The 18,613-nt window shown below is 61.6% G+C and carries 19 protein-coding genes; 11 read left to right on the top strand and 8 right to left on the bottom strand.

The genetic code is table 11. The annotated features are described in order from the left end of the window. Positions 1-45: 45 nt before the first annotated feature. Positions 46-582: a chalcone isomerase family protein gene (locus tag CRO59_RS06750; RefSeq protein WP_097088823.1), complete on the bottom strand. Its 537-nt coding sequence runs from the start codon at positions 580-582 to the stop codon at positions 46-48. A 131-nt stretch (positions 583-713) separates the two neighbouring features. Between CRO59_RS06750 and CRO59_RS06745 the strand changes: the two genes are divergently transcribed. Both CRO59_RS06745 and CRO59_RS06740 read left to right on the top strand, forming a co-directional pair. Continuing rightward, positions 714-1,496 carry a hypothetical protein gene (locus CRO59_RS06745; protein ID WP_097088822.1) on the top strand — a complete coding sequence of 261 codons (783 nt, stop codon included), beginning with the start codon at positions 714-716 and terminating at the stop codon, positions 1,494-1,496. An 88-nt stretch (positions 1,497-1,584) separates the two neighbouring features. Continuing rightward, positions 1,585-2,151: a hypothetical protein gene (locus CRO59_RS06740; protein WP_086792572.1), complete on the top strand. Its 567-nt coding sequence runs from the start codon at positions 1,585-1,587 to the stop codon at positions 2,149-2,151. A 3-nt stretch (positions 2,152-2,154) separates the two neighbouring features. Here the strand turns inward: CRO59_RS06740 and CRO59_RS06735 are convergent, their stop codons facing one another. The 4 genes from CRO59_RS06735 to CRO59_RS06720 all read right to left on the bottom strand — a co-directional run bounded on the left by CRO59_RS06735 (position 2,155) and on the right by CRO59_RS06720 (position 5,807). Further along, positions 2,155-2,871 (bottom strand): alpha/beta hydrolase, encoded by a 717-nt coding sequence (locus CRO59_RS06735; RefSeq protein WP_097088820.1) that lies wholly within the window; start codon positions 2,869-2,871, stop codon positions 2,155-2,157. A 170-nt stretch (positions 2,872-3,041) separates the two neighbouring features. Next, positions 3,042-4,154 carry a M14 family metallopeptidase gene (locus tag CRO59_RS06730; RefSeq protein ID WP_097088817.1) on the bottom strand — a complete coding sequence of 371 codons (1,113 nt, stop codon included), beginning with the start codon at positions 4,152-4,154 and terminating at the stop codon, positions 3,042-3,044. Positions 4,155-4,353: 199 nt separating this feature from the next. Beyond that, positions 4,354-5,133, bottom strand: a complete 780-nt coding sequence (locus tag CRO59_RS06725; RefSeq protein WP_003226194.1) for an ABC transporter substrate-binding protein — start codon at positions 5,131-5,133, stop codon at positions 4,354-4,356. A gap of 245 nt (positions 5,134-5,378) precedes the next feature. Then, complete coding sequence (locus CRO59_RS06720; protein WP_027611645.1) at positions 5,379-5,807, bottom strand: rhodanese-like domain-containing protein; 429 nt, start codon at positions 5,805-5,807, stop codon at positions 5,379-5,381. A 102-nt stretch (positions 5,808-5,909) separates the two neighbouring features. Here CRO59_RS06720 and ftrA point away from each other — a divergent pair, with 102 nt between their 5' ends. Then, positions 5,910-6,884 (top strand): transcriptional regulator FtrA, encoded by a 975-nt coding sequence (gene ftrA / locus CRO59_RS06715; RefSeq protein ID WP_097088815.1) that lies wholly within the window; start codon positions 5,910-5,912, stop codon positions 6,882-6,884. A 107-nt stretch (positions 6,885-6,991) separates the two neighbouring features. On the opposite strand, the gene cobF is transcribed toward ftrA, so the two are convergent. Then, positions 6,992-7,747 carry a precorrin-6A synthase (deacetylating) gene (gene cobF, locus CRO59_RS06710; RefSeq protein WP_097088813.1) on the bottom strand — a complete coding sequence of 252 codons (756 nt, stop codon included), beginning with the start codon at positions 7,745-7,747 and terminating at the stop codon, positions 6,992-6,994. Further along, entirely contained in the window at positions 7,747-8,316 is a 570-nt protein-coding gene (locus tag CRO59_RS06705; RefSeq protein WP_097088811.1) for a histidine phosphatase family protein, read from the bottom strand. Before CRO59_RS06705 ends, cobF begins: the two co-directional genes overlap by 1 nt. Positions 8,317-8,652: 336 nt before the next feature. Here CRO59_RS06705 and CRO59_RS06700 point away from each other — a divergent pair, with 336 nt between their 5' ends. From CRO59_RS06700 to CRO59_RS06665, 8 genes are all read left to right on the top strand, one after another. Next, on the top strand, positions 8,653-9,507 hold the full coding sequence (locus CRO59_RS06700; RefSeq protein ID WP_027611641.1) for a MurR/RpiR family transcriptional regulator: 855 nt from the start codon (positions 8,653-8,655) through the stop codon (positions 9,505-9,507). A 2-nt stretch (positions 9,508-9,509) separates the two neighbouring features. Further along, positions 9,510-10,154: an isochorismatase family cysteine hydrolase gene (locus tag CRO59_RS06695; RefSeq protein ID WP_097088810.1), complete on the top strand. Its 645-nt coding sequence runs from the start codon at positions 9,510-9,512 to the stop codon at positions 10,152-10,154. After that, positions 10,151-11,482 (top strand): glutamine synthetase, encoded by a 1,332-nt coding sequence (locus tag CRO59_RS06690; protein ID WP_097088808.1) that lies wholly within the window; start codon positions 10,151-10,153, stop codon positions 11,480-11,482. Before CRO59_RS06695 ends, CRO59_RS06690 begins: the two co-directional genes overlap by 4 nt. After that, a complete protein-coding gene (locus CRO59_RS06685) occupies positions 11,466-12,218 on the top strand; it encodes an N-formylglutamate amidohydrolase (RefSeq protein WP_097088806.1) in 753 nt (250 codons plus the stop codon). Before CRO59_RS06690 ends, CRO59_RS06685 begins: the two co-directional genes overlap by 17 nt. An 85-nt stretch (positions 12,219-12,303) precedes the next feature. Then, positions 12,304-13,653, top strand: coding sequence for an APC family permease (locus tag CRO59_RS06680; protein WP_097088804.1), 1,350 nt, complete (start codon positions 12,304-12,306; stop codon positions 13,651-13,653). Positions 13,654-13,772: 119 nt separating this feature from the next. Beyond that, positions 13,773-14,789 (top strand): arginine N-succinyltransferase, encoded by a 1,017-nt coding sequence (locus tag CRO59_RS06675; protein ID WP_097088802.1) that lies wholly within the window; start codon positions 13,773-13,775, stop codon positions 14,787-14,789. 61 nt (positions 14,790-14,850) lie between these two features. Beyond that, positions 14,851-15,885 (top strand): arginine N-succinyltransferase, encoded by a 1,035-nt coding sequence (gene astA, locus CRO59_RS06670; protein ID WP_027611635.1) that lies wholly within the window; start codon positions 14,851-14,853, stop codon positions 15,883-15,885. A gap of 185 nt (positions 15,886-16,070) precedes the next feature. Continuing rightward, positions 16,071-16,940, top strand: a complete 870-nt coding sequence (locus tag CRO59_RS06665; protein ID WP_007968750.1) for an oxaloacetate decarboxylase — start codon at positions 16,071-16,073, stop codon at positions 16,938-16,940. Positions 16,941-17,359: 419 nt separating this feature from the next. Here the strand turns inward: CRO59_RS06665 and CRO59_RS06660 are convergent, their stop codons facing one another. Then, positions 17,360-18,595 carry a M20/M25/M40 family metallo-hydrolase gene (locus CRO59_RS06660; protein ID WP_097088800.1) on the bottom strand — a complete coding sequence of 412 codons (1,236 nt, stop codon included), beginning with the start codon at positions 18,593-18,595 and terminating at the stop codon, positions 17,360-17,362. Positions 18,596-18,613: the final 18 nt, after the last annotated feature.

Genomic DNA, 18,613 nt, shown 5'->3' with positions numbered 1-18,613 from the left:
GACGCAGCTTAGAGGTTTCAGTCAGCGCCTTGAAGAACAAAAACTCTATCGGCTCATGCCCAACAGTTGCTCACGCAGTTCGGGATTGCGCGTACGCGGATCCAGCCAGATATCGAAAAACGCCCGGGCAAATTGCGGATCATCGATTTCATGCTGCAACTGCTGACCGATAAAAAACCGCGCACCCTGCCCCGGCAGATACACGCCCGTAATCCGCGTGCCGGCCTGCACATCGACGAACGATTGCTGCATTTGCTCTTGCCACCTGGACAGTTGTGCGGGACTGACGCTCGAGCCTGCCAGCCGTTTGATTTCATCGACACTGGCCTGCACCAGATCGTCACGGGAGATCTTGCGCCGATAGATCAGCTCCAGAGCGAAGGGCTGCTCGGTGGACAACGGGCGTGCCGCGCTCCACAACCGGGCGTTGTAGACGTCAAAGCCGAACACACTGAAATCACCGGTGCCGATGATTTGCGCGCCGGGCACGGCGTCCTGCCAATTGGCCCAGGTCGGCGTCAGCAACAACGCCCACAAGCCGATGCCACAGCACCCACGCAGCAACTTCGATGGTTTGCTCATCGCGGCATCGACTCCGTTAAAACCTGATCTTCAGAGCATAGCGGATATCACTCGCAGACTTTGTATACAAAAATTGTCGATCAATGCAGCAATCGGTTACCTTGGCCGTTCCATCCCCGGAGGCCTCCCGCGTGCTGATCCTCAAATTACTGCTGATCCCCGCTTTTCTGCTGCTGATTTCTCTCGCCGGCAAGCGCTGGGGACCAAGCGTCGCCGGTTGGCTGTCGGGGCTGCCGGTGGTGGTCGGGCCGATTCTGTTTTTCCTCGCCATCGAACAGGGGCCGCAGTTTGCTGCGCAATCGGCGGTGGCGGCGCTGTCGGCGATGTTCGCCATGATCGCGTTCTGCATCACCTACGCGCAGGTGGCGCAGCGGGCGAACTGGCCGTTGGCGCTGACGGCGTCACTGTCGGTGTGGGCGGTACTGGCGCTGGTGTTGTCGCTGATTCCGTCGTCACTGACGTTCTCGGTCGCTGCGGCGGCGATTGCCCTGCTCGCCGCGCCGTACCTGTTTCCCGACGTGCAGCCGGTGCTGAGCGGCCCGGCACCGAAGTCGGACAAACTGCTCTGGCGGATGATTGCCGGCGCGGCGCTGACGCTACTGGTGACCATGCTTGCGAGTACCGTGGGCGAGCGCTGGAGCGGCCTGCTCGCGGTGTTCCCGGTGCTCGGCAGTGTGATGGCGGTGTTCTCTCAGCAGACTCGCGGCCCGGCGTTTACCGCGGCATTGCTGCGGGCGACGGCGACCGGCATGTACTCGTTTTCGGCGTTTTGCCTGGTGACGGCGCTGACCCTGCCGAGTCTCGGCCTCAGCGGATTCATCACCGGTGTCGCGGTGTCGGTGGCCATGCTCGGGGTCACCCGCAAACTGCTGGCCCGACCGACTCCCGCCAAAAGCCCACAACCTCAAGGCTGACGCAAACGCCTGAAAAACCGCGCTGGAATGCCAGGCATGCTCCGTGGGATCATCGCCGCCCTGGCGCGACCATCCCTCGGAGATTCACATGTCATTGCTCAGCAAGAAAGCCGTCGTCCTGTTGCTGGCGGCGGTCGCCGGCCTCGGCGCCCTCAACGCCCAGGCAGCCAAGCCCAAGGAAAAGGCCTCGACCAACAACGTGTCGATGCTCGACGGCAAGTTCACCTTCGTCCTGCCCAAAGGCTTCACCGCCGACCCGCTGCCGGCCGGGCCAACCGGTGCCAAGGGCACGATGTACACCAATCAGGCGACCAAGACCGTGGTCATCGCCGCGGAAAACCAGATCGCCGGCGGCGCCAGCGTCAAGGACAACGACAACGAATTTCTCGATGGCAGCCTGGCGAGTTTCATTGATGATCAACGCAAGGCTCTGCCGGATTTCAATAAGCTCAGTGAAAAAAGCCTGACCCAGAAAAGCAGCGGCCTTGGTGTGCGTCAGGTCGACAGCACCGCCACTCAGGGCGGCGGCCAGACACTCAACACCACCCTGCTCGCCGCCTCCGGCAAGCGCATGGCGCTGGTCCAGGTGATTTCCCGGGCCAGCGACAAGAGCGGTCACGATGCGCTGGTGAAAACCATCCTCAAGGACAAGTGATCCTTACGGATTGAGTTGCTGCAGCCAGGCGTTCAAGTCGCGCAGTTCGGCAGAACTGATGCTGTGGCCGACACCGGGATAAGCGTGAAACTCGGGGCTGTAGCCGAGTTTCTGCAGCAGCGCATTGGCTTCGGTGCCGTCGCGGTACGGCACTCGATCATCGGCGGTGCCGTGGCCGATGAAGACCTTCAGCGGCAACGGTGGCTGCTGCGCCTTGAGCTCGGTTTTCAACACCGGCAAAAGGCGTCCGCTCAACGCCGCGATGCCACCGACCGCCACGGGCGGACGCAAGCCCACCTCGTACGTCATCATCGCGCCCTGGCTGAAGCCGATCAGGTACACCTTGTCCGGGCTGGCGTGATATTTCTTCGCCGCCTGGGCGACAAACTCCCGCAGTTTCTGACCGCTGGCCTTCAGATCATCGGTCTCACCGTTGTAGGCGCCTTCGCCTTTTTTGCGAAACCACTGGAAACGCCCTTCGCCCAACGCCAACGGCGCCTGCACCGAAAGGTAGTTGTACTGCGCCGGCAGCTGAAACTTCATACCGATCAGATCGGCTTCGTTACTGCCGTAACCGTGCAGAAAAATCACCAGCGGCCGAGTGTCCGCGTCCGGGTGAACCTGTTCGATGTATTTCAGTGGCAAATCGCTTTGCAGCGTGGTTTGCGCGTGGACGGCGCTGGACGCCAGCAGGGTTAACAGGGCAAACGCCTTCAACATAGAGCCTTCCTTCACAGAGTGTCGGGTTCGTCGGTGAGCCTAACACTCTCTGAAGATTGTGGTGCTGGCGAGACCGCTATCGCGAGCAGGCTCGCTCCTACAGGGAAAACGCATTCCAAATGTAGGAGTGAGCCTGCTCGCGATGAGGCCGGAAAATCCAAGGAAATCTGTCAGTCGTTGATCAGCTTGCCCACCCGAATCGGCTCACGCCCCGCCACCTTGGCCTGCCAGATCCCCGGCTGGGTGTAGCGCCCACGATCAATCGCAAACAGGACGCCACTGGTGCCGGCGCGGACGGTGGTGAGGCGGTCATTCAACGGATCCACCACTTCGAACAGCGCATCGCCCTGCTCGACCCACTCCCCGGCATTGCGCAGGAAACTGACCACGCCATGGTGCGGGGCGAACAGGTATTCGGTGCCTTCGAACGGCATGCCTTCGCAGCATTCGCTCGGCGCCGCCGGCCATTCGCCGCTGATAAAACCCTGCTCGGCGAGAAAGCCGAGAATCGCTTCGCAATTGGCCTGCGCCTGATCGACCCGGGTGTCGCCCATGCTGCCCAGTTCCAGGGTGGTGGCGAGGTTCGCCGGGGGAATCGCCGCGTTTGGAAACGCTCGGGCCAGACGAAGCCACGCCGACGAGCACGATTCATCGAACGAACTGCCACCGGAGTCTTCGCACAACAAGGCCACGCCGGCCTTCAGTCGCGCCGCCAGCGATTGCCAGCGCGGCCAGTGTTGCGGCAATGCGTAAATGTGAATCGCCGCGTCGAAATCGCAATGCAGATCGAGGGTGATGTCGGCGTCGCAGGCATGGCGCAGCAGCAAGCGGTGCAGCGCTTCCAGTTGCGAGGCCGGAGCTGGCAACTCATCGAGCACCTGGCCCATGGTCTGGCGGACCAGCGCGATGTTGGCCTCGGCGTCGCTGCCCAGTTGCTCACCGATTCGCGCCGCCACCGGCGCACTGAGTTCAACAAACGCGCGGTTGAAATTCTTGCCGCTGCCCAACTCGAAGCGCCCCATGTGGCTGCCTTGCAGATGCTGGTCGAGGCCAATCGGGTTGGCCACCGGTACCAGCTCGATCACGCCTTGCAGACGGCCCTGCTGTTCCAGAGCATTGAGGCGTTGCTTGAGTTCCCACGCGGTGCGCATCCCCGGCAGTTCGTCGGCGTGCAGGCTGGCCTGGATGTACACCTTGCGGCTGCCCGCGCCGTAACGGAAGACGCTGAGGGAACGTTCGCTGCCCAGATGGCTCCAGGGCAGGACATGGTCGATGCGTTGCATGGGAAAACTCCTGAATGGCTGGATCACGCAGATCCCCTGTAGGAGTGAGCCTGCTCGCGATAGCGGTGTGTCAGGCACTAAAGCGGCTGAATGTTAAACCGCTATCGCGAGCAGGCTCACTCCTACAGGGTTCTCCTATGAATCAGAGCACAAAAAAAGTGGCCACCGCGCAAACGGGACCACTTTTTTCTACAGCGTATTAATGGCCGTACACGTCAAAGTCGAAGTACTTGTCCTGGACTTTCTTGTACTCGCCATTGGCGCGGATTTCGGTGATGGCCTTGTTGAATTTCTCGGCCAGCTCGGTATCGCCCTTGCGCACCGCGATGCCCGCGCCGCCGCCGAAGTACTTGGCGTCTTCGTAGGTCGGGCCGACGAATTCGAAGCCTTTGCCGGCGTCGGTCTTCAGGAAACCGTCGCTGAGGTTGACCGAGTCGGCGAGCATCGCGTCGAGACGACCGGATTTCATGTCGAGGTTGGCTTCCTGTTGCGAGCCGTAGCGCACCACTTCAAACCCGGCGTCCTTGGCCATGTCGGTGGCGTAGCGGTCGTGGGTACTGGCGCGCAGCACGCCGACTTTCTTGCCCTTGAGCTCGGTCAGCGGGTCTTTGACACCGGAGCCTTCCTTCATCACGAAGCGCGCCGGGGTGTGGTAGTACTTGATGGTGAAATCGACGTTTTTCTTGCGGTCGTCGGTGATGGTCATCGAGGACAGGATCGCGTCGATCTTCTTCACTTTGAGTGCCGGGATCAGACCGTCGAATTCCTGCTCGACCCACACGCATTTGACGTCCATCTGTTTGCACAGGGCATCGCCGATATCGACGTCGAACCCGGTGAGTTTGCCATCAGCGGTTTTCATCGAGAATGGCGGGTAAGCGGCTTCGATCCCCAGACGAATCGGTTTGGCATCTTCGGCCACAGCGGTCAGGGACAACATCGACAGTGCCAGGGCACCGAACATCACTAGCTTCTTCATTTATTACTCCTGTGTGCGGAGGCTTTTATTGGCAGCTTTCGATTGGCGTTCGGTCATGGCCATTGAGCAGCAAAAACCGACGTGGCCGGCAGTCTATGGCGGCGCGCACAGGGCAAATTGTGTTTAGGCGACAAATACTTACAGAAAATCGGCGCACGCGTTGACCGGGATCAACAGTGCGCCGACATGGTGCAAAGGCTGTAGGACAAACTCCGATTCTGCTCAGGAAATGGCTGAAAAACCTGTCAGCATTCGCAGGCAATGACAACTCGGGCAGGCTGTTCGACACTCAGCGAAAAACCCTCATCCAGCCAGCCGGTCACGCCGCCGATCATCTCCTTGACCGGGTAACCCAACGCCGCCAGTTTCACCGCAGCCTTGTTGGCGCCGTTGCAGTGCGGGCCGGCGCAATAGACCACGAACAACGTGCTCGTCGAATACTCCGCCAGGCCTTCGGCGGTCAGCAAGCGGGTCGGAATGTTGATCGCGCCCGGCACGTGACCGCGCTCGAACGCCAAAGGCCCGCGCACATCGACCAGGACAAAATCGACTTCACCGGCTTCCTGGCTGCTGTACACGTCAGAACAATCGGTTTCAAACGTCAGACGGTTGCTGAAATGCATCAGGGCAATCGCCGACGGTGCAGCAGGAATGTCGCGAACCAGGCTGGTCATGTTGTGTGGCTCCTTCATCTGTTGGGGTGTGAGCAGACTTTATCGGGCCAGCGCTTGGCGCTACAGTGGCGCGCAAGACACTCACCGGGAATTTTCCGCCAAATGCCTGACTCACCTGGATTGGTTGCGATTCTGGCCTACGATGGCCTCTGTACCTTCGAGTTCGGCATCGCCGTGGAGATTTTCGGCCTGCCCCGGCCGGAATTCGATTTCCCGTGGTACGAGCACCGCATCGTCGCCGTCGATCAAGGGCCGATGCGCGCCATGGGCGGGATTCACGTATTGGCCGACGGCGGCCTGGAGCTGCTGACGCAGGCGCGCACCATCATCATTCCCGGTTGGCGCGACCGCGAGGCCCCGGTGCCGCCGGCGCTGATCGACGCCTTGCGACAGGCCCACGCCCAGGGTGCGCGGTTGCTGTCAATTTGCTCAGGGGTGTTTGTGCTGGCCGCCAGTGGCTTGCTCGACGGCCACGGTGCGACCACCCACTGGCGCTACACCGATGAACTGGCGCGACGCTACCCGGCGATCGCGGTCAATCCGGATGTGCTTTACGTCGACTCCGGACAGGTGATCACCTCGGCGGGCAGCGCCGCCGGGATCGATGCCTGCCTGCATCTGCTGGCGCGGGACTTCGGCACCCAGGTCGCCAATTCAGTGGCCCGACGTCTGGTGATGTCGCCGCAACGCACTGGCGGTCAGGCACAGTTCATCCCGACGCCGGTCAGCGCGACGCCGCGCAACGACTTGTCGCGGGTGATGCAGTGGGCCCGCGAGCGTCTGCATCAACCGCTGGAAGTGCGCGATCTGGCCAGCGAAGCGGCGATGAGCGAGCGCACCTTTCTGCGCCGTTTCACCGAGGCCAGCGGGCAATCGCCCAAAGCGTGGCTGCAACACGAGCGGCTGGCCCGGGCGCGGGAATTACTGGAGAGCAGCGTGCATAACACCGAGCAGATCGCCCAGCGCTGCGGTTATCGCTCGGTGGAAAGTTTTCGCGTGGCGTTTCGCAGCGTGGTCGGGGTGCCGCCGTCGGTGTATCGGGAGCGGTTTGGGCGTGGGATCAAGGCCATTTCCTGAGGTGGCTGTGATGACCCCTTCGCGAGCAGGCTCGCTCCCACATTTGAAATGGGTACCCCTGTGGGAGCGAGCCTGCTCGCGAAGAGGCCAGCCCAGACAGACATAATCTAGGGCTTGCGCAACAGATAGGTATCCATGATCCACCCATGCTCGGCCCGCGCCGCTTTACGCGTGCGCTCGATTTGATCCGCAACATCCTTGAGCTTGCCGCTGATCAGAATCTCATCCGGCGTGCCGAGGTAAGCGCCCCAGTAAATCTCGGTCTGCTGATCCGCCACATGGTGATAGGAATCTTCCGCATCGAGCATCACCACCAGGCTGTCCGTGTCACTCACCTGCCCTGCCGCCAGACGCCGGCCAGTGGTGATTTCAATTGACCGGCCAATGCTGTTCAACGGCACTTTATGCTGCGCCGCCAACGCCTGAACGCTGGTTATCCCGGGGATCACTTCAAACTCGAAAGCACAACGGCCCGACGCGAGAATCGCCTGCAGGATACGAACGGTGCTGTCGTACAGCGCCGGGTCGCCCCACACGAGGAATCCGCCGCACTGCTCGTCAGCCAATTCTTCTTTGATCAGTTGTTCGAAGGTTTCCTGCTTGGCGCGGTTCAGATCATCGACCGCGCGGGTGTAATCCACTTCGCCGCGCTCGCGCTCCGGGCTGTGGGCTTCGACGAAGCGATACCCAGGGTCGGTGATGTAGCGCGCACAGATGTCGCGCCGCAGATCGATCAGTTTGTCCTTGCTCGGGCCTTTGTCCATCAGAAAGAACACGTCGACCTGATTCAGCGCCTTCACCGCCTGCATCGTGATGTAGTCGGGATTTCCGGCGCCGATGCCGATGACCAACAGTCGTTTCATCACAGTGCTCCCGCAAGATCGATACCCGGCAAGCGTAGCCGCCAGATGCCGTTGAACCGCAGTTCAACCATGGACAACGGTTCAACATCAATGGCGTTGAACGCCGCGCCCTGTAACACCTGCATCAGTGCCGCACGCACCACAAACGGATGGGTGACGGCGACGATGTGCCCCGATACGCCTTGCAGACTGGTCAGCCATTCCGCCACGCGTTCGCTCAACTGCATTACCGACTCGCCACCATGCGGTGCCGCCTGCGGATCATGGATCCACGCCTGCAAGGCCTCGGCCTCGCGCACTTGCAGATCCTTGATCGCTTGCCCGTGCCAGCGCCCCAAATCGCAATCGCGCAGCGCTTCGTCCACTTGCGGCGCCGCACCGAACCACTCGGCAGTCTGGCGCGTACGCAATTCCGGCCCGCACAACAAACGACTGGCGCTGGCGAACTTCGCGGCCAACGCGCCGATCGCGAATGGCGAATTTTCAACAGGCTCGTTCGTAGGAAAGCGCGACAATTTCTGTGCGACGGTTCGCGCGTGGCAAATCAAAGTCAAACGGGTGGACTGCACAGGATTTCACTCGATAAGCATCAGCTGAATCGGCGGCAAATCGCCGGTCTTGTGGCAATTGTGCCGTAACCCGGTCGATTCAGGGGATCTCGTGAACCTCCACCCCAGTACTTTGAAGTAGAAAAAGCGGCAATGTCTGACACGCCTGGAGGCAATGGACTACAAGAGGCACAGACTTAGGTGTAGCCCTTGTTACTCAGGGTTGTGAGCTTATTTAAACGTCGAATCGCCAACGCTAAAAATTCACTAGACATGTAACCTGAGTTACATAAATACTGTTTTAACGGATTGTGAAACGAATTCAACACCCCCCCCCTTCATCCAGCAGGAGCCCGGATGCCCCCTCTCAGAGACTTGATCACCGACCCCGGCCTGGAACTGACGCCGTCGGAGCGCAAAGTGATTCGCGCCCTGCTCGACCAGTATCCACGCAACGGCCTGGGTCCGATGGCGCGTCTGGCCGAACACGCCGGCGTCAGCGATCCGACCATCGTGCGGCTGGTGAAGAAGCTCGGATTTGGCGGTTATGCCGAGTTTCAGGACGCCCTGCTCAGCGACATGGACCACCGCCTGCGTTCGCCGCGCACCCTGTTGCAGCCACGCTCGCACCTCAATAAAGACGATGCCTGGGGCCATTATCTGGCTGACAGCCAACGCCTGCTGGTGGAAACCCAGGTTCTGACGCAACCCGAAGACGTGCGCATTCTGCTCGACTGGCTGCTCGATACCCGGCACCAGATCTACTGCTTCGGCGGGCGCTTCAGCAGCCTGATGGCCAACTACCTGCTCAACCACTTGCGCCTGCTGCGACCCGGCTGCTTTGCGCTGGAAGACAACGCGCAACTGCCCGACCGCCTGTTCGATCTGCAACGCCAGGACGTGGTGCTGCTGTTCGACTACCGCCGCTACCAGTCCCAGGCCCTGCGGGTGGCCTCGGCGGCGAAGAACAACAACGCGCGGGTGGTGCTGTTCACCGACATCTATGCCTCGCCACTGCGTGAACTGGCTGACCTGATCATCAGTGCTCCGGTGGAATCGGCCTCGCCGTTCGACACCATGGTGCCGGCGCTGGCCCAGGTCGAGGCGCTGATTGCCTGCCTGACCCTGCGCAGCCCCGATCTGGCCGATCGCCTGGAAGGCATCGACGCCCTGCGCAACGACTTCAACACCCATCTGCTGGAGGATAAATAAGGATGTTCAGTCTTCCCCACCGCTCGCCGCGGGATTTGTCGTTCGTCACCGGTCACACCGCTCTGTTGCTGGTGGACATGCAGCGTGCCTGGCTCGAACCGCAGTTCGACCCGCACCTGAACGGCCCGGATGCCGAGTATTTCCTGACCCGCGCGCACATGCAGGTGGTGCCCAACCAGCGCCGTTTGCTCAGTGCCTTTCGCGAAGCGCGGCAGAATGTGCTGCATACGATTATCGAAAGCCTGACCGCCGACGGTCGCGACCGCTCGCTGGATCACAAACTGTCGGACATGCACCTGCCCAAGGGCAGCACCCAGGCGCGGATCATCGACGACCTGACCCCGGTGGAAAACGAAATCGTGTTGCCGAAAACCTCGTCCGGGGTGTTCAACTCGACCAACATCGATTACGTCCTGCGTAACCTCGAAACCCGCCACCTGATCATTGCCGGCATCGTCACCGACCAGTGCGTCGACATGGCCGTGCGCGATGCCGCCGACCGTGGCTATCTGGTGACGCTGGTCGAAGACGCCTGCGCCACCTACACCCCGGCGCGGCATGACGCCTGCCTGAACGCGATCAAGGGTTACTGCTGGATCACTGACACACAAACCGTGCTCGGCCGCTTGCAGGAGATGCGTCCATGAGCGAGCGCCTGACGCCGTTGCCGATGACCACCATCGTCACCACCGACCTGATCGGCATCACCCGTGGCCGCTCGTTTCCCACCGATCAGTTGGAACATTATCAAGCGGCCGGGTGCGGCTGGGTGCCAGCCAACAGCGCACTGACGCCTCAGGACATCATCGCCTCGACCAACCCATGGGGCGCCTATGGTGATTTGCGGTTGATTCCCGATCTGGCCAGTCGCGTGACGGTCGGTAATGGCCCGGACGCCGCAGCACCGGCGCTGGACTTCATCCACGGCGACATCCGCGAGACCGATGGCCGACCGTGGAGCGCCTGTCCGCGCACGCTGTTGCGCGATGAAATCGAGCGCTATCGCGACGACCTCGGTTTGCAGGTCAACGCGGCGTTCGAACACGAATTCAACCTGCATGCCGGTTTTGCCGAGCATCTGGCGTTTTCCCTTGAAGCCCAGCGGCAGGGTGCCGAATTCGGCGGCTGGCTGCTCAGCGCGTTGCGCGCCGGCGGTGTCGAGCCGGAAATGTTCCTGCCCGAATACGGCAAGCACCAATACGAAATCACCTGCCGGCCGACCCTCGGGGTGGCGGCGGCGGATCGTGCGGTCAACGTGCGCGAGATCACCCGCGAAATCGCCCGACAAATGGGTGTCGACGTCAGCTTCGCGCCGAAAATCAAGGCCGACGCGGTGTGCAACGGCGTGCACCTGCACGTCAGTCTGCTCGACCTGCAAGGTCTGCCGCTGCTCTACGACGCCGGCACCAGCAACGGTCTGTCGACCCTCGGCCAGCATTGGGCCGCCGGGATCCTGCATTATTTGCCGGCGCTGTGTGCGTTCACCGCGCCGACACCGGTGTCGTACGAGCGTTTGCAGCCGCACCACTGGAGCGCGTCCTATGCGTGTCTGGGGCAGCAGAACCGTGAAGCGGCGCTGCGCATCTGCCCGACCGTGAGCCTGGGCGGCAAATCCGTGGCGGCGCAGTACAACCTCGAATTCCGCGCGATGGACGCCACCGCCTCGCCGCATCTGGCAATGGCCGCGCTGCTGATCGCCGGACGGCTGGGCATTGAACAGCGTCTGGCGCTAAACGCGATCACCGATGAAATTCCCGATTCACTCAACGACGAGCAACGCAAGGCCCGGGGCATTGTGGCCCTGCCCGCCTCGCTGGCCCAGGCGCTGGATTGCCTGCGTGACAGTGCAGCCTTCAATCAATGGCTGCCCAAGCCGCTGCTCGACACTTACCACGCCCTTAAAACCGAGGAACTGGCGCTGACGGAACAGCTCTCGCCCGCTGACCTGTGTGAGCACTATGCACGCCTGTACTGAATCCGCCGAGCTGGGGTTGTACACCCGCCCGGTCTACAACCTGAGCCGCGAAGATTCATCGCATCCGTTGATCCTCGTGTGCGAGCACGCCAGCCGCTACATCCCCGAGGCCCTGAACAATCTGGGCCTGGACGATGCAGCCGCGCGCGAGCACATCGCCTGGGACATCGGCGCATTGCAACTGGCCGAAAAGCTCTCGGAGACACTCGGGGCAACGCTGTTGAGCGCCAACTATTCACGGCTGCTGATCGACCTCAATCGGCCCCGGCATGCGCCCGACAGCATTCCGGCGCAGAGCGAGATTTATCAGGTGCCGGGTAACCGCGAGCTGGACGAAGCCACGCGCGAATACCGGCGCCAGACCCTGTTCAAACCGTTTCACGCCCGGCTGCAGACCCTGATCGACCAGCGCGTTGCACAAGGCCAGGCGGTGCGGGTAGTGGGGATTCACAGTTTTACCCCGGTGTATTACGGCCAGCCGCGCCCGCTGGAAGTCGGCGTGCTGTTCGGTCAGGCCGGCGCCTATGCGCAACGGGTGATCGATGGCCTCGGCCAGCACCCGTTGAACGTCGCGGGCAACCAGCCGTACCGGGTTGATCCGCTGGGCGACATGACCGTGCCAGTGCACGGCGATGCCCGGGGGCTGGAATCGGTGTTGATCGAGGTGCGCAACGACCTGCTGCGCAGCCCCGAAGCGGTATCGTTGTGGGCCGAGCGCCTGGCGCCGCTGCTGTAAAGAATGCTGCAAGACTGCTGACGCTGTAACGATGGATCGACATAACAACTAAAACGCTGGATAGGCTGACAAGGAGTTGCGCTTCATGGAAATAGAAGAGTTCGGCTACAAACAGGAGTTGAAACGTAGCCTGACACTGACCGACCTGGTGGTGTACGGGATGATCTTCATGATCCCCATCGCCCCCTTCGGCGTGTATGGCTACGTGAATGCCGAGGCGCCCGGAATGGTGCCGCTGGCCTACATCATCGGCATGGTCGCGATGCTGTTCACCGCGCTGAGCTACGGCAGCATGGCCAAGGCGTTTCCGATCGCAGGCTCGGTGTATTCCTACGCACAACGCGGCCTCAATCAACACGTCGGTTTCATCGCCGGCTGGCTGATGCTGCTCGACTACCTGCTGATTCCACCGCTGCTGTACGTCTACGCGGCGATGGCCCTGAACCATCTGTACCCGGACATTCCGAAGGTCGGCTTCATTCTGGCGTTTCTGGTCAGCGCGACATTCGTCAACCTGCGCGGCATCACCTTCACCGCACGGATGAACATCATCTTCCTGCTGGCACAGCTGGTGGTGTTGGGGATTTTCCTGTTCTATGCCTGGAACGCTTTGCACAACGGTGGCGGCAACGGCGAGCTGACCCTGGCGCCGCTGTATCACCCGGAAACGTTCAATTTCGCCCTGCTGATGCAAGCGGTGTCGATTGCCGTGCTGTCGTTCCTTGGCTTCGATGCGATCTCGACCCTCGCCGAAGAAATCAAAGGCGATCCGGGCCGCAGCGTCGGCCGCGCAGCGTTGATCACGCTGGTGGTGATGGGCGTGATTTTCGTCGTACAGACCTGGATCGCCACCGATCTGGCCGCCGGCATGGGCTTCAAGTCCGCCGACACCGCGTTCTATGAAATCGCCGAAATCACCGCTGGCAGCTGGCTGGCCACCCTGACCGGGGTGGCGACCGCGCTGGCCTGGGGTGTCGCAGTAGCGATCACCTCGCAAGCGGCAGTGTCGCGCCTGCTGTTCGGCATGGCCCGCGATGGCAAGTTGCCAAAAGTCCTGGCCAAGGTGCACCCGAAGCACAACACCCCGTACCTGAGCATTTATCTGGTGGCGGTGCTGTCGCTGGTGATCTGCTACCTGTTCATCAATTCGGTCGACACCCTGACCTCGCTGGTCAACTTCGGTGCCCTCAGCGGTTTCATGCTGCTGCACCTGACAGTGATCAACTACTACTGGCGTCGGCAGAAGTCCGGTCAGGTCGTACGCCATCTGATCTGCCCGGTGATCGGCTTCATCATCGTCGCCGCCATCATGTACAACATGGGCGTCGATGCGCAGAAACTCGGCCTGATCTGGATTGCGCTGGGTCTGGTGTACCTGTTCTTCCTGAACAAGCTCGGCGCCAGCACAGCGCTGCCTGACCCGAGCAATGGCTGACAAGAAAAAGAGCGGCGTCTGACATCAAATCAGGCGACCGCCGCTTTAAAGCGTGGCAACCGACAGTGATAGTCAGGTTCGGTGGGGATCACCGGACCCTTTGATACAGGAGTGCATCCATGCTGGTCTTACGCCCAGTCGAGACAACCGACCTGCCGCAATTGCAGCAGCTGGCCCGCGACAGCCTGGTCGGCGTCACGTCGCTGCCTGACGACGTCGAACGCCTGCGCGAAAAAATCGCCGGCTCCTGTGCCTCGTTCGACAACGACATTCAGGCGCAAGGCCCGGAGAACTACTTCTTCGTGCTGGAAGACCTCGACACTCAACGGCTGGTCGGTTGCTCGGAGATCCTCGCCACGGCCGGTTTCAACGAACCGTTCTACAGCTTGCGCAATCGCCACTTCACCAGTGCTTCGCGGGAACTGAACATCGAGCACGGGGTGCCGGCGTTGTCACTGTGTCACGACCTCAGTGGACACACGCTGTTGCGCGGGTTTCACATCGACAACGCACTGGTGCGCAGCGCCTTTTCCGAATTGCTGTCGCGGGCACGGCTGCTGTTCATCGCCGCTCACGCACAACGTTTCGCCGATGCGGTGATCACCGAGATCGTCGGCTATAGCGATGAGAACGGTCATTCGCCGTTCTGGGACGCACTGGGCAAGCACTTCTTCGACCTGCCCTACGTCGAGGCCGAGCGCCTGTGCGGTCTGCAAAGCCGCACGTTTCTCGCCGAACTGATGCCGCAATACCCGATTTACGTACCGATGCTGCCTCCGGCAGCACAGGAGTGCATCGGCCGGATTCACCCGGACGGTCAGGAAGCCTTCGACATCCTCGAACGCGAAGGCTTTGAAACCAACAGCTACATCGATCTGTTCGACGCCGGTCCGACCCTGTATGCGCGCACCGCGAACATCCGTTCTATCGCCCACAGCAAGACAGCCAGCGTGCGCGAGCAGGCGCAGATCGACGCCCGCGGCCATTACCTGCTGAGCAACGACGCGCTGCACGGTTTCCGGGCCATCGTCGCCGAACTGGATTACCAGCCCGATCAACCGCTGTCGCTGACGCCGGCCCTGTGCGCGGCGCTGAAGGTCAGCGATGGCTGCACGATCAGGCTGACCGCCCTGTGAACCGCGCCCGGTTGCATACCCAACGACAGTGCCCGAACCGGCGCGTACAAGGAGTTACCGCATGATCGTCCGTCCGGTCAAAGTCAGCGACCTGCCAGCACTGATGACTCTGGTGCAACAGGCCGGCCCGGGGTTCACCACCCTCCCGGCCAATGAGGATCGCCTCGCCCACCGGGTGCGTTGGGCCCAGCGCGCGTTTTCCGGACAAGTGGAACGGGCCGACGCCGATTATCTGTTCGTGCTTGAAGATGACGACCTGCGGGTGGTCGGCGTCAGCGCCCTGACCGGCGCGGTAGGCCTGCGCGAGCCTTGGTACAACTACCGAGTCGGCCTGACCGTGAGTTCGGCACCGGATCTGGGCATTTCGCGGCAGATCCCCACACTGTTTCTCAATAACGAGCTGACCGGCCAGTCGGAACTGTGTTCTCTGTTCCTTCAGCATGAGCAACGCCATGGCAACAATGGCCGGCTGCTGTCGCTCGGGCGGCTCCTGTTCGTAGCCGAGTTTCCGCAACTGTTTGGCGAGAAGATGATCGCCGAACTGCGCGGCAGTGCCGATGAACTCGGCTGCTCGCCGTTCTGGGACAGTCTGGGCCGGCATTTCTTCCAGATGGACTTCAGCCATGCTGACCACTTATCGGGTCTGGGCAACAAGTCGTTCATCGCCGAACTGATGCCGCGCCAGCCGTTGTACACCTGCATGCTCACCGAACAGGCACAGGCGGCCATCGGCCAGGCGCATCCCAATACCGAGCCCGCGCTGAAGATCCTGCGCGAAGAAGGATTTGTGCATAAGGGCTACATCGACATCTTCGACGGTGGCCCGGTGATCGAAGCACCGATCGGCAACATTCGTACCGTGCGCGACAGCCTGGCGCTGACCCTGAGTCTCGGCACGCCGGACGATCAGGCACCGTTGTGGCTGATCCACAACCGGCGCCTGGAGAACTGCCGCATCACCGTGGCCCCCGGTCGTCTGGTCGGCAATACCCTGGTGGTCGATCGCCTCACCGCCAAGCGCCTGCAACTGCAACCGGGCAATTCGGTGCGCGCCGTGCTGCTGCCCAGGCAACAGCAACAGGCGGTAGCGGCCTGATCTGCGGTTTAGCCAGTGAAAATCCGCTGACTGCCGATGAAACCTTTCAGCCGCTGGATCCTTCATCAACGCCTCACTCGCAAATTCGTCATGAACCTTGACCCATTCGCGTGATAGCCTTTTCATTCTTCGGCGTTGACACCTTTGCTCAAGCCGTTCCATTCCTTTGTATTGGTGGAACTCGTATGACCAGGCTTTCCCATCAAGATTTGCGCCGTAACTTCCGTCAATTGCTGGCTTCCGACACCTGCTACCACACCGCCTCGGTGTTCGACCCGATGTCCGCGCGCATTGCCGCAGACCTGGGTTTTGAAGTGGGGATCCTCGGCGGCTCCGTGGCCTCGCTGCAGGTGCTGGGCGCCCCCGACTTTGCCCTGATCACCCTCAGCGAATTCGCCGAACAGGCCACCCGCATCGGCCGCGTTGCCCAGTTGCCAGTGATCGCCGACGCCGACCACGGTTACGGCAACGCCCTCAACGTGATGCGCACCATCGTCGAACTGGAACGCGCCGGCGTCGCCGCCCTGACCATCGAAGACACCCTGCTGCCGGCGCAATTCGGCCGTAAGTCCACCGACCTGATCTCGGTCGCCGAAGGCGTCGGCAAGATCCGCGCGGCGCTGGAAGCCCGGGTCGATTCGGAAATGGCAATCATCGCCCGCACCAATGCCGGGATTCTGCCGAATCAGGAAATCATCAGCCGCACCAAGCAGTATCAGGCCGCCGGTGCCGACGGCATCTGCATGGTCGGGGTGCAGGACTTCGATCAGCTCGAGCAAATCGCCGAACACCTGACGGTCCCGCTGATGCTGGTGACCTACGGCAACCCGGCGCTGCGCGACGACAAGCGCCTGGCCGAACTCGGGGTGCGCGTGACCATCGACGGCCACGGCGCCTACTTCGCCGCGATCAAGGCGACCTACGACAGCCTGCGCGAACAACGCCAGATTTTCACCCAGGCCTCGGACCTGAGCGCCACCGAGCTGACGCACACCTATACCCAGCCTGAGGATTACATTCTGTGGGCGAAGGAATACATGAGCGTCAAGGAATAAGCTGCGGTCAGATCTGGCCCCTTCGCGAGCAAGCCCGCTCCCACAATGGATCTTTCAGTGAACACAGCTTTGGTGTTGAACACAGATCCCATGTAGGAGTGAGCCTGCTCGCGATGACGTCGGCACATTCAACACCCATCTAGCCTGACCCGCCGCCTTCGCGAGCAAGCCCGCTCCCACAGTGGATCTTTCAGTGAACACAGCTTTGGTGTTGAACACAGATCCCATGTAGGAGTGAGCCTGCTCGCGATGACGTCGGCACATTCAACACCCATTTAGCCTGCCCCCCCGCCTTCGCGAGCAAGCCCGCTCCCACAGTGGATCTTCAGTGAACACAGCATCGGTGTTCGGCACAGATCCATTGTGGGAGCGAGCTTGCTCGCGAAGGCGTCAGTTGCAGCACCGCCAATCCGAGGGAGTCAGCGCTTGGCCAGTTCCATGATCATCCGCGACAACAGATAAATCCGCGGCGCCACGCTCGCCACTTCGGCGTATTCCTCAGGCGTATGGATATTGCCGCCGACAATCCCGAAACCGTCCAGCGTCGGCGTACCCACCCCGGCGGACAGGCTGGCATCCGCCGCGCCACCACTGCCCTCTTCGGTCAGCTTGCGGCCGATTTCGCCGTAAATTCCTTGGGCCATGGCCATCAAGCGATCCGACTCCGCCGTTTGCGGCATCGGTGGCAGTCCGCGTTTGAGGCTGGTGGTAACTTCGGTTTCAGCGATCAGCTTGTCCTGCGACACTCGCGCCAGGTCTTTCTCGATCCGGTCGAACTCTTCCGGCACCGCCGCACGCACGTCAGCCTTGGCGGTGGCGTGATCCGGGATCACGTTGGTGCGATCACCGGCCTGGAGCACGGTGAAGTTGATGGTGGTTTTCTTCGCTTCGTCGCCGAGTTTGCCCAGTTGCAGAATCTGGTGCGCCGCTTCCATCGCCGCGTTCCGCCCCAGTTCCGGCGCGACTCCGGCGTGCGCCGCCTTGCCTTTGACCTCGACCAGCGCCGTCGCGCTGCCTTTGCGCCACACCACTAGACCATCGGCCGGACGCCCCGGTTCGAGGTTGAGGGTCACGTCATGAGCCTTGGCGGTTTTCTTGATCAGGTCGGTGGCGACGTCGGAACCGGTTTCCTCGCTGGCGTCGAGCAAAAAGGTGATTTGCGCGTAATCCTTGAAGTCGAGGTTCTTCAGAATTTTCAGCGCGTAGATCCCGGCGACGATGCCGCCCTTGTCGTCCATCACCCCCGGCCCGTAGGCGCGGCCGTCCTTGATGCGGAACGGGCGCTCGGCGGCGGAGCCTTCCTTGAACACCGTGTCCATGTGCGCCATCAAGAGGATTTTTGCCTTGCCGGTGCCCTTGAAGGTCGCCAGCACGTGGTTGGATTTTTCCGGGGTATTGGGTACCAGCTCGATGGTGGCGCCGAGCTTCTTCAGCTCATCGATGGCGATCTCGCTGACTTGTTTCAGGCCCGGTTCATAACCGGAACCGGAGTCGATGTTGACCAGCCGTTCCAGCAGTTTCAGGGCTTCGGGCTGATACTGCTCGGCATCCGCCAGCACTTGCTTGTGCGGTTCGGCGAAGGCGCTGGCGGAGCTGAGGACGAGGGACAGGCCGAGGCTGGCGGCCAGCAGCGAGCGGGAAAATGAGAACGTCATGAATCGATCCTTGTTTCG

Source organism: Pseudomonas sp. LAMO17WK12:I5 (assembly GCF_900215165.1).
In the GTDB taxonomy this organism is placed as follows: domain Bacteria; phylum Pseudomonadota; class Gammaproteobacteria; order Pseudomonadales; family Pseudomonadaceae; genus Aquipseudomonas; species Aquipseudomonas putida_A.
This window is presented reverse-complemented; position numbering and strand designations above follow the sequence as displayed.